Annotated in this window: 1 pseudogene; it reads left to right on the top strand. The window is 73.2% G+C overall.

Annotated features, from left to right (window positions below):
- Nucleotides 1-463 (top strand): annotated as a pseudogene (locus AC1D15_RS36610) (MFS transporter); the annotation flags it as partial.
- Nucleotides 464-518 lie beyond the last annotated feature (55 nt).

Genomic DNA, 518 nt, shown 5'->3' with positions numbered 1-518 from the left:
GCTGATGACGCCGTGGCCGCTGGCGGTGATGGTGGCCGCGCCCTTGTCGGCGCGCCTGGCCCGGCGCGGCGTGCCGACCGCGTGGCTCTGCGCCATCGGCGGGGCCTGCCTCTCGCTCGGCCTGGCGCTGTGCGCCGCCTGGCCGGTTCACGGCGACCCCTGGCTGCCGATGGTGATCTTCACGAGCCTGACGGGCCTCGGCTTCGGGTTCTTCCAGACACCCAACAACCAGAACATGCTGCTCGCCGCGCCGAAGGAGCGCAGCGGCGCGGCCGGCGGTGCGCAGGGCACCGCGCGGCTGACCGGGCAGACGCTCGGCAGCCTGTCGATCGGGCTGCTGTTCGCGCTGCTGCCGTCGGTGAGCGCGGTGCACTGGGGCCTGGCGCTCGGGGCGGTGGCTGCGCTGGCCGCCGCCGTGATCAGCCTGCTGCGACGCTCTTCTGCAAGCGCCACAGCAGCATGAACGACACGATCGACGCGCCCACCACGACGTGCCCGATCCGGTCGAAATGCTGCAG

It is taken from the genome of Rhizobacter sp. P2_H2 (assembly GCF_056403375.1).
This window is presented reverse-complemented; position numbering and strand designations above follow the sequence as displayed.